This window comes from Streptomyces sp. NPDC004647 (assembly GCF_040609575.1).
Classification (GTDB): domain Bacteria; phylum Actinomycetota; class Actinomycetes; order Streptomycetales; family Streptomycetaceae; genus Streptomyces.
Genome location: NZ_JBEXKU010000147.1, coordinates 1 through 9,149, shown reverse-complemented (window position 1 = coordinate 9,149; position 9,149 = coordinate 1). Strand labels below are relative to the sequence as shown.

At 69.5% G+C, this 9,149-nt stretch carries 11 protein-coding genes; 8 read left to right on the top strand and 3 right to left on the bottom strand.

The features are described from left to right. Window positions 1-472 precede the first annotated feature (472 nt). Window positions 473-952 (top strand): hypothetical protein, encoded by a 480-nt coding sequence (locus tag ABZW18_RS33520; protein WP_356194995.1) that lies wholly within the window; start codon window positions 473-475, stop codon window positions 950-952. Window positions 953-1,131: 179 nt separating this feature from the next. Here the strand turns inward: ABZW18_RS33520 and ABZW18_RS33515 are convergent, their stop codons facing one another. After that, complete coding sequence (locus ABZW18_RS33515; RefSeq protein ID WP_356194993.1) at window positions 1,132-1,464, bottom strand: transcriptional regulator; 333 nt, start codon at window positions 1,462-1,464, stop codon at window positions 1,132-1,134. A gap of 122 nt (window positions 1,465-1,586) precedes the next feature. On the opposite strand from ABZW18_RS33515, the gene ABZW18_RS33510 reads away from it, so the two are divergent. From ABZW18_RS33510 to ABZW18_RS33495, 4 genes are all read left to right on the top strand, one after another. Continuing rightward, on the top strand, window positions 1,587-2,555 hold the full coding sequence (locus tag ABZW18_RS33510; protein WP_356194991.1) for a hypothetical protein: 969 nt from the start codon (window positions 1,587-1,589) through the stop codon (window positions 2,553-2,555). After that, window positions 2,552-2,785, top strand: a complete 234-nt coding sequence (locus ABZW18_RS33505; protein ID WP_356194988.1) for a hypothetical protein — start codon at window positions 2,552-2,554, stop codon at window positions 2,783-2,785. Before ABZW18_RS33510 ends, ABZW18_RS33505 begins: the two co-directional genes overlap by 4 nt. Before the next feature lie 5 nt (window positions 2,786-2,790). Next, entirely contained in the window at window positions 2,791-4,293 is a 1,503-nt protein-coding gene (locus tag ABZW18_RS33500; RefSeq protein WP_356194997.1) for a transposase, read from the top strand. A gap of 367 nt (window positions 4,294-4,660) precedes the next feature. Continuing rightward, window positions 4,661-5,083 carry a hypothetical protein gene (locus ABZW18_RS33495; RefSeq protein WP_356194986.1) on the top strand — a complete coding sequence of 141 codons (423 nt, stop codon included), beginning with the start codon at window positions 4,661-4,663 and terminating at the stop codon, window positions 5,081-5,083. On the opposite strand, the gene ABZW18_RS33490 is transcribed toward ABZW18_RS33495, so the two are convergent. Beyond that, window positions 5,018-6,376, bottom strand: coding sequence for a helix-turn-helix transcriptional regulator (locus tag ABZW18_RS33490; protein ID WP_356194983.1), 1,359 nt, complete (start codon window positions 6,374-6,376; stop codon window positions 5,018-5,020). The genes ABZW18_RS33495 and ABZW18_RS33490 overlap by 66 nt on opposite strands. Window positions 6,377-6,567: 191 nt before the next feature. On the opposite strand from ABZW18_RS33490, the gene ABZW18_RS33485 reads away from it, so the two are divergent. After that, on the top strand, window positions 6,568-7,113 hold the full coding sequence (locus tag ABZW18_RS33485) for a hypothetical protein (protein WP_356194981.1): 546 nt from the start codon (window positions 6,568-6,570) through the stop codon (window positions 7,111-7,113). Between the two features lie 113 nt (window positions 7,114-7,226). Continuing rightward, window positions 7,227-7,547 carry a DUF6087 family protein gene (locus tag ABZW18_RS33480; RefSeq protein ID WP_356194979.1) on the top strand — a complete coding sequence of 107 codons (321 nt, stop codon included), beginning with the start codon at window positions 7,227-7,229 and terminating at the stop codon, window positions 7,545-7,547. 236 nt (window positions 7,548-7,783) lie between these two features. On the opposite strand, the gene ABZW18_RS33475 is transcribed toward ABZW18_RS33480, so the two are convergent. Further along, window positions 7,784-8,047 (bottom strand): hypothetical protein, encoded by a 264-nt coding sequence (locus ABZW18_RS33475; protein WP_356194977.1) that lies wholly within the window; start codon window positions 8,045-8,047, stop codon window positions 7,784-7,786. Between ABZW18_RS33475 and ABZW18_RS33470 the strand changes: the two genes are divergently transcribed. After that, window positions 8,025-8,801, top strand: coding sequence for a hypothetical protein (locus ABZW18_RS33470; protein WP_356194975.1), 777 nt, complete (start codon window positions 8,025-8,027; stop codon window positions 8,799-8,801). The genes ABZW18_RS33475 and ABZW18_RS33470 overlap by 23 nt on opposite strands. The last annotated feature ends 348 nt before the right edge of the window (window positions 8,802-9,149 follow it).

The following is a 9,149-nucleotide window of genomic DNA, read 5'->3' as shown; positions in this document are numbered from 1 at the left end:
TGCGAAAGATCCGCTGCAGCACCAACCGCATCACCGACATCGTCAAGGCCGTCCTCGTCCTTCACCACGCATCAACGTGAGGTTGGAAAAGGCTCCATGTGGCTTTGGGCTCGTCTGGCTGCCCCCTCCCGCACGGGCAGGAAATGGGGCCCGTGCGCTCCTTCCCTGCGCTAGGGATACCGCATCGAAAGACGAGAAGCTGGCGCGTTCAGCCATGACTGACCAGGCTGTTTCTGAAAGTCCCCACGTGCACGGTCGTCTTTCCCATCCAGCTCGCGCCCAAAGGGAAACCTGTGCAGTTCACTCGCCTAGGTGACTTCAGGGTGCGGGATTAGGAAGACGCGCATCACCGCTACTAGGGTCACGCTTTGTGGCTATGACCTCATGGGCGGATGCCCTCCATCGCCATTCCCCTGACCAACTCCTTGTTCTGCTCCGGCAGGAAAGGGAGCAGGCTGAGGAAAGGGCGCGCGTGCTCGCTGAGATGATCGGCACGCTGGAGCGGATTGTCGGCAGTAACCCGCTGTGGCAGAAGGTGAGCGTGCTGGACAACGGCCTCGACAGCCCGAGGCCCGCCTGCGAGGACGTTGGGCCGTCGGCTGAAGATCTCGCCGAGCACGCTGACGAGGCGTTCGGGGCCTTTGGCGACCAGGAGCCGCTCATCCCGCCGCAGCGGCCCGAGCCGACGCAGATTGACCCAGCCACCGCCTCTCAGGCTCCCAGGCGGGTACGGATCATCGCATTGATGTCGAATGCACCGCAGCGCTGGTGGTCCGCCCTGGACCTCTGTGCCGAACTCGGGGTCGACGGGCACCGCAAGCTGCGCGGCATCCTCAGCGATATGGTCCGCGCCGGCCAGCTCATCAAGCACAAGGAATCCGGCCGCAAAAACGTCTACTACCGGCTGGCTCCCGAATTCGCTCAGCAGCAGGAGGCGACCGTGAGCGGATAGGCCCCAACAAGCAGGCACCTCCGGGATTGCGCCCCGGAGGTGCCCAAACACGACGTCACCGAATGTGTGGTTTTCACGGGTCAAGTCGCGCTGTGAGCTTAGCAGGAGGCCTGCCGTGCTGATTCTGCGCGCCGTGATCCGTCACCCGAACGTGTACCCCATGTCGGGGTGTTGGGCGGTCAAGGCGTTTGCTGACATTCCCCTTCGGCCTTCTCGCGCTTGCGGCGCGGCCACAGGTCCGTCTCCAATTCGGCTTCCAGGCGAGCCAGCGCGCCGAAGTCCGGGAGCACCAGGCCCTTCAACGTGCGTTCGATGGTGCGGCGGTTGACTCCGGTGGCCCGCTCAACGGCGAGCGGGTTGAGTCCTCTCTCGGCGATCACGTCGCGCAATCGGCGGGAGAACTCCTGCGCGTAGATCGCGCTGACCGGCGCGCCCTCGCGCAACTGCCCGTCCGGCCACGCCCCGGCAGCCAGGTAGGTGGCGGGGGCGTCGTCTCCGTGGCTGCGCGGCACATCATCACGGTAGCCGCAGGGGTGCAGGAAATTCCTTTTCGCATGCCGCTTTGTGATGCGAACAGCATTCGAACATGGGAGGATGGTCTTATAAGACCACTCCTGGTTCGGGGGAGACGGCTGTGCCGCGTCCACTCGTCATGGGCGGGGTCGTCGTGACCGACGTGCCGACCGCCATCGCCCTTTACACACCCCGCGGCCTGCCGTCGGCGGCCTGGCCGGAGGTCGCGCCATTCGTCCGCGAAGCGGTGACCGCCTTCGGCCCGGACTCCCCCTGGGCCGCTGTGCAGTATCTGACCACGGTGACGCGCTTTTGCACCTGGGCGGTTGCCGAGTGCCTGCCGCTGCAGACCGAGGCCTTGTTCACTCCCGATGTCGTCGAGCGATACACCGCGGTCGGGATGCCGGCGCTGAAGGACACCTCCCGGCGCACGCACCGCTCCCGGCTGTCAGCGGTGGGCCGGAAGATTACCCGGCGTGCCCCGTGGCCGCCGCAACAGGCCACGCTGCCGCGCAACCGGCTGGCCCCTCCCTACGGCCCTGCCGAGATCGCTGGTTTCTTCGAGATCGCCGGGAAGCAGACGACAGGAGCCCGCACCCGCGCGGCGTTGGGTCTGCTCGCGGGCGGGCTCGGAGCAGGGCTGTGGCCCGGCGAACACCTGATCATCACCGGCTCAGCGGTCACCAGCCTCGACGGAGTGACCACCCTGCACGTCACCGGGCCCAAGGCGCGCCCTATCCCCGTCCTCGCGGCGTATGCGCCGCTGATCCGCACTCTGGCCGCCCGATTTCCCGGTGAGCCGCTGGTCGGCAAAGCGGCGGAGAAGAGCAAGAACCGGTTGAACAAGCTCGTCGGCAGAATCGAGGTCCCCGACCGGCTGCCGCCGCTGTCCGCACCCCGGCTGCGGACCACCTGGCTGGTGACCCTGCTCAACGCCCGTGTACCGCTGCCCGAAATCCTGGCTGCCGCAGGCCTGGCCAGCTCCGGAAGCCTCATCGATCTACTCCCGCACCTGCCCCGCCTGCCAGAACCTGAAGCCGCCAGGACCATCGCCGGCGCTCTGGACCATCCGCCAGGAGCCGCCGGGTGAGGGAGACAACCCGCACGGAGAGCGTCCTTGCCCTGCACCGCACCGGCCGACGCAAACTGTCCCTCCAACAAGCACTGCGCCGGGCCCACGTGCTGGTGGAGCGTTCCGGGCTCCTACCTGCTGTCGAAGCCCACCTCCATGCGGATATCGGGGCGCCACGGGAGTTCACCGCCCGTTCCCTGCTCATCGGGCTCGCCGTGCACGCGCTGCGCCAGGGGGAAATGCATTGACCAAGGTGACGGAGACCCTCGCTGACCTGCCGCACACCGCGCGGCACGATCTGGGACTGCGCGAGGAAGCCACCTACCGAATGGTCTGGTACGCCTACACCCTCCTCATCCGCGCTCTGGAAGCCGGCACGCTCGCCGTCCCGCACAACCACCCCTGGGTCGACAGGTCCACGGGCGAACTCCTGCCCTGCCCCCGGGACTGCCCACACCAGCCGATCCCCCCGGCCGAATTCTTCGGCCGCCTCCTGGACGCCTCCGTGCCCGACAGCGTGCCACTGACCGAGGCGCTCGCCATCGACTCCACCGACTACGAGACCTGGGCGCGCCGCCGCTCATGGGCACGCAAACCGGACGTGGACCCCGACCACCTGCCGGTCAAAGACCACAAGCCCGTCAACCACGCGCAGTCGGCCAATGAGGCGAGCTGGCCGCGCACCGGCCACGATGGACGGGCGCAAAACTCCCTCGATCCCGACGCCCGCGATGGCTACCGCTCCGGAACCAACGGCACCCGCGGCTCGGTGTTCTGCGGCTACGACCTTCACCTGGCCGTCAACGCCCGCTCCCTCGGCGGCCCGGAAACCCCCTTCATCATCACCGGCATGCACCTGTCCCCGGCCGGATCGCACAAGGGCCGCGCCGGAGTGACCCTGATCGACCAGGTCCGCGCCCGCCGCGGCAAAGGGCAGGTGGTCACCGAGGTCATCGGCGACCGCGGCTACTCCTACTGCAAGCCCGAGACGTGGGCCTGGCCACTGCGCGCGCGAAACGTCGAACCCATCATCGACCTGCACCACAACCAGCGCGGCCAGCACCCCGGCCCGATTCCCGCGACCGTGGTCATCGATGGCGGCCTGTTCTCCGACGCCCTCCCGCACCCACTCCGCGACCTGCCCGGCTTCCCCATCGGGATGCCCGCCGCTGACAAGGCCAAGCTCCACGGCCGCTACGACCAACGCGCCGCCTACGCCTTCACTCCCCACAGCCGCCCCGACAAGGACGGCTACCAGCGCTTCAAAGGCCCCGCCGTCGCCGGGAAAGTCCGTTGCCCCAACTACCCGCGCTCCCTGCGCGGTTCCCACACCCGCCCCACTACCGCCTGCACACCCGGCACCGAATGCGCTTGCGGCAAGACCCTCACCCTCGCCCCCGATGTCACAGCCTGGACCAAGCAACGCAACCTGTGGGGAACCACCGCGTGGGCCGCCGACTACGGGCGCCGCGCCGCCGTCGAATCCGGCAACGCAGAGATCAAGACCCACCGCCTGCACATGGACCGCGGCTTCACCCGTGTCATGGGCACACTCAAGAACAGCGTCCTGCTCGCCTTCTCCCTCGCCGCACTCAACGTGATCCTCCTACGGGACTGGCACGCCAAACGCCGCCGCCTCGACCCCTGGTCCCACCTCGTCAACGAACCCGACGAGCCAAACGTGACCAAACACACCCGAGCAAAGCGACGCACGACCAGCCTCGCCACCCTGACCAGCGGCGATCCGCCGGGCTGAACCACCCCACCCACGCCATCAGCACCCCAGCACGGAGGGCCGCCCGGACCTGCCCGCGTACCGGCCCTGCGGCATTCCCTTCCGCCTTCGCGCCCCAGCCCCCGCCCCTGAGCAGTAGGACAAAGAGACACACATCGCCCCGCTGGCCTCAAGCCTGTCAGGCGGCCGACCCCACCAGAAACACATCAAGAAACCCCCGGCCTGGATCTCTCCAGACCGGGGGTTCTGTCAACCTGATCTTGGGCAGTTACGTGAACTACCCACTTCCGTGTCGATGGGAATCGACACCACACTTCCCAGGCTCAGCGGCGGGATGGAGTGACCCGCCTTCGGCTCCTGGCGGTGCCACTGCTGGCCGGTCTGACCCGTGCCAACTCCCGCTGCACCCTCAGGCTCCCGCCACTCCACGACAGCACCGGGAAACTGCTCCTCGGCCCGCCTGCTCGCCGAGCACCAGGACGCCGTCGAACGGAGCCGAGGCGCAAAGGCTCGCGCGACCGCGGCGGGCCAGAGCCTCCCCGACGACCTGACGGCGCTCGCACCGGAAGAACTGGCCCGGCTGTGCCCCGCCCGGCACGGCGCCTACGGCCGTATCTGCGCCCGCACGGCCGACCACACGCCGGATCTCCACCTGGGCTGGGCACCGGACGGTGCGTGGATCGCCTGGCTGACCGCCCGAAGCGTGACCCGCCAGGTCGGCGCGGCAGAGGCTGTGCGTCGGAGTTCAGAACTGGTCAGCGCGCATCGGGACGAGTTCGGCGATCTCGAACTGGTGCGTGTCGGGGTGTAGTTCGAGGAAGCGGGTGATGACCTGAGCGTGCGCCTGATCGGCGAACAGGTCCATCGCCACCCGATCGAGGGGTCCTTCGTCCAGTTGCAGGTAGGTCATGGCCAGGTGGGCGGCGGCGTGCAGAGCGTCCTTCTCGGCGGGGTACGTCCAGGTGCTCAGCGAGCGCCCCGGCTCGCTGCGGTGCAGGAGGACCCACGGGCCGCCAGCGGCCGTCAACGGCGCGCCGATGAGGGACCGGCACGTGCGGCACCAATCCGCGTTGGCCGCCACGCGGTCCTCGGGCCGGGCATGCCAGACCGGTTCCGGCACCGGGGGCTTCGCAGCCGCCGGCCGTGCCGACAGAACCTGCGGCTCCTGCGTGAGCAGCGCGGGGATCCGGTAGGCGGTCCGGGTGCGGGCCTTTTTGCCACGGGGAGGGTGCGGAGGCTGCCACAGCGCTCCCGGCCACGCCTCGTCGAGAGACCAATAGGAGGCGCGGTCGGCAGGGTGGCCGCCGTCGGCCAGACACCCCTCGGAGGGGGTCGGCTCCTCGCCGGGCGGAAGGGGCAGCAGCCACCCGGCCAAGTCCTTTAGCCAGGGCTGCCCGCAGCCATCACACCAGTGCACCGCGGCGTCCTGCTCGGCGGGGCTGTCGTACCAGCCCGGCTCCTCACGGCCCAGACCGAGACGCGTCATGGTGCTCGGCTTCTCGCACGGGCAGGACCGGAACCGGTACAGCTGCACATCGGGCAGTTCGTCACGGGAGGAATGCAGCCACGCGGGATGGACACCCAACGCCCGGGCCAGGGCCTCCCGGTCACCTTCCCCGGGCAGGGACCGCCCCGCCGCCCAGTGCCCGAGCTGGTGCGCACCGACGCCGATGTCGCGGCCCAGGCCGGCGCCGGTCTTCGCGGTCGCGTCCTGCAACAGCCGCAGGCGCCGAGAGAAGGGGGAGAGGCCGAGCAGTCCCCAGACGGGGTGGCCAGTGCGGTCGACGTACTCCCGATCGCCTTCCCACACGTCATGGTGCTCGTTGAACTCGATCGCGTGGTCGGCCAGCGTCTCGGCCACCCACCGGCGCACCGCGACGTCGTCCACCCATTGCTCGTCGGATACCTTCCGAGCCGCAGCCTCCGCGATCTCGGCCAGCACCAACTCCTCGTGCATCGGAAACACCAGCTGCTCGACGGCCAGCAGCGCCCGAGAGGCGATGATGCGACGAGGCGGCTCCGCCCCGGTCCCGCTCAGCACGCCCGACAGCACGTCGACAGCCCGAACCACGAGCCGCTCCTGCTGCTTGCCCCAGCCGGCCATCGCTCAGCCCTCCCGCCCAGCACCGCCACCCCGTACGCGCGCCATCATCCCGGCCGCGCGAGCCAGCCGAGGCCAAACCGCTCACAATCACCCGGACCAGCCCGGGGCCTGCCCCGACCGCAGGCGGGGCAGCGACAAGCTCGGTGCCACCCACCGCACGCCACGGGCGAGGCACCGCCTACGCTGTGCCGATGTCCGTCGTACCCGTGCTCTTCAGCGATGCCAAGACCGACCACCCCGCCATCGCCCAGTGGTGCTCCACCATCCTCGCCGGCGACACCGCCCGCCTGCTGCTCCTGGGACCGCACTGGTCCGGCAAGTCACACGCGGCCTACGCCGCGCTGCGCCGCCTCATGGCCGCCGGATACCGCGAGGCGAACATCACCGTCCACCAGGCCCACGACCTCGGGCGCACCTACGAGCCCAGCATGATCGAGAACACCACCGCCGTGACGGTGATCGACGATCTGACCCTCTCCGTCGACCTGGTGCGGGAGGCGACGGTGTCGCTGAAGGCGGACTCCGCCGATGTCCAGGCGATGATGGCACTGGAAGCGGGAGCACTTGCGGATGCCGTCGCCCGCCTGAGCCTGCTTCCGCGACGATCCTGGCTCTTGATCGCATCAAGCATCGATCGGCTCGTCGAGACGGTCGGACAGGAGACCGCTGAACGCCTCCTCGCCGTCGCCGAGCAGGCTGAACTGCCCCCACGGCCCCGGCCGAGCGTGCGCTGGTAGCAGTCGACCGCGAGCAAGGAGAGCACGCGCTCCAACAGCGGCCGTCGGTGACGACGACCGCGAGCCGGGGCCATGGGTGGCGGCGCAGGGTGCGGCTACGCCACGATGCTGCGGTGAACGAGGAGCCGTTGGAGGAGTGGGCACGGCGACGCGAGGAGCGACGTGCCCAAACGAAGGGGAAGCTGCGGGCGGTGCCGCTCACCTCGGGCCCGCATCGCGGGGCCCACGTCGAGCCGGACGCGCCCCGCGTGATCCAGGAGTGGGACGGCGCCCACTGGGTCACGGTGGGAGTCGTTGACGACCTGAACGCCGCGAAGGCCCTGCTGTACCCGCCGCAGCCGGTCGAGGAGAGGCCCGCCACCTGGGACCGCCCGGCGCTGGGCAAAGGGCGAGGCCGGCACCGCCGCACGGCACCGGCAGACGAAGACCGCTGACCATCGGGATGCCTGGCAGCAACCGCCCTCAGCTCGACCGGGTCCGACCTACGTGCGAGCCCATCCGAGGAGTCGCACAAGTCCAGCACGATCCGCCGCGCGCTAGGGTCGAGGTGGGGAGAGACACCGACTGCGGCATCGAGGACGGCATCGGTGTCCAAGCTCTGGCGGAAGACGACGATCCCGGCGAAGGGGTAGTCGGGGGTGAAGTACTCGCTCTCGGCGAGCTGCCCGGCTCACACCCAAGCAGGCCGCATCCATGCAGCGCCATAGCGGGAGAGGTCGACGGCCAAGACCACGGGCGTGCCACCGAGGGAGCGTCCCTGGGCGGCCTTCGCCGGGCTGCGCCCGGCCTCGAACGCCGCGTATAGCGCGGAGGACAGGGGACCGGCCAACTCGCTGGAGCGGACCTCCCACCGTGACCGCTCCTCGCTCGCCTCGACGCGCACGGTGATGGCGAGCGGTCCGGCGTTCTTCATGGTGTCGGCGACGTCGATCACCGCCGGCTCCACGCTGCGGCCCAGCCCTGCGGCCCAGCCCTGCGGCGGCCGCCTGATCGCGGACGGCGGCGGCGACCGCGTCAGCGACGCCGTCCTGGAGCCGCGAGGGGTAGTGGCTGAACACCAGCTGGACACCGAGCCCGCTCTCGCTGTCGAACTCGGCTTCGGCACGCTCGACGAGTTCGGCGGTGTTCCTCGGCGCACGGGCGGTGACCTCGACAGCGGCCACCGGGCCGCCACCCGTGGAGTCCGGCAGGAGAAAGTCGGGGTTGGACACCTTGGTGTCCCCCAGCCGGTAGCCGATGCCAGCGGACGTGAGGGCCAGCGCGACAGCGAACTCCCCGCGCATCTCCAGCAACTGTTCCATCGACGTCAGCTTGGCGAACTCACGCCGCTTGGCCGCCCACCGCGGATCCTCCCCGGCCACCTGGTCCAACGCGTCAAGCATCCCGTCCAGAACGTCGAGCGCGGCCCTCGAGACCGGTGTATCCGGCCGGTCTGGCCACTCCCGCACCGGATGTGCCTCGCTCGCACCGGCCATCCACCGGTCCAACGCCGGCCGGGAGACATCCTCCTCGTCATCGGGGTCGGGGAAGACGCCGAACGGGCCACGCTGCCCCGGCGCGGAGACGCCGAGAAGAGCCGCGCCGCGCTTGCGCCGGTGGAAGAGGGGGAACACGCTGCTGCCTCACTGCCTGCCGGGAAGTACGAGGCACAGATTGTCTCAACCCGGCACCAGCCGTGCGGACGCTGACCAAACGCCCCTGTACCCATCAACGGCCGACAGCCGGTCTCGGCCATCCCACCCCGGGCGTGCAGTAACTGGGGCAAGCTGGGCAGGTGAACGCCCTGTCAGTACGTCTTGCACTGCCGCTGCTTGAGCGGATTGCTCTGCGTCTGACCGAGACGGGCAAGGTGGCTCTCCGATGCTTTCCTCCTGCCCCGACAACCTCTGTGGTTGGCCGATGCGTTCCGCAGACGCGTGGAACCGAACGGAATTGCTAGGAAGGGCGAAGACCGCACATCCGGAGCCGGGGTGTTGGCGCACACGTGCTCCAACACCCCGGCCTCGTCCCCTGGTCCCGTCTTTCGCACATCCCGC

Bases quoted from the DNA above. Each gene is read 5' to 3' on its own strand.
- ABZW18_RS33470 (WP_356194975.1), top strand. From the start codon at position 8,025: ATGGTGTCGGCGACGTCGATCACCGCCGGCTCCACGCTGCGGCCCAGC.
- ABZW18_RS33490 (WP_356194983.1), bottom strand. From the start codon at position 6,376: ATGGCCGGCTGGGGCAAGCAGCAGGAGCGGCTCGTGGTTCGGGCTGTC.
- ABZW18_RS33485 (WP_356194981.1), top strand. From the start codon at position 6,568: ATGTCCGTCGTACCCGTGCTCTTCAGCGATGCCAAGACCGACCACCCC.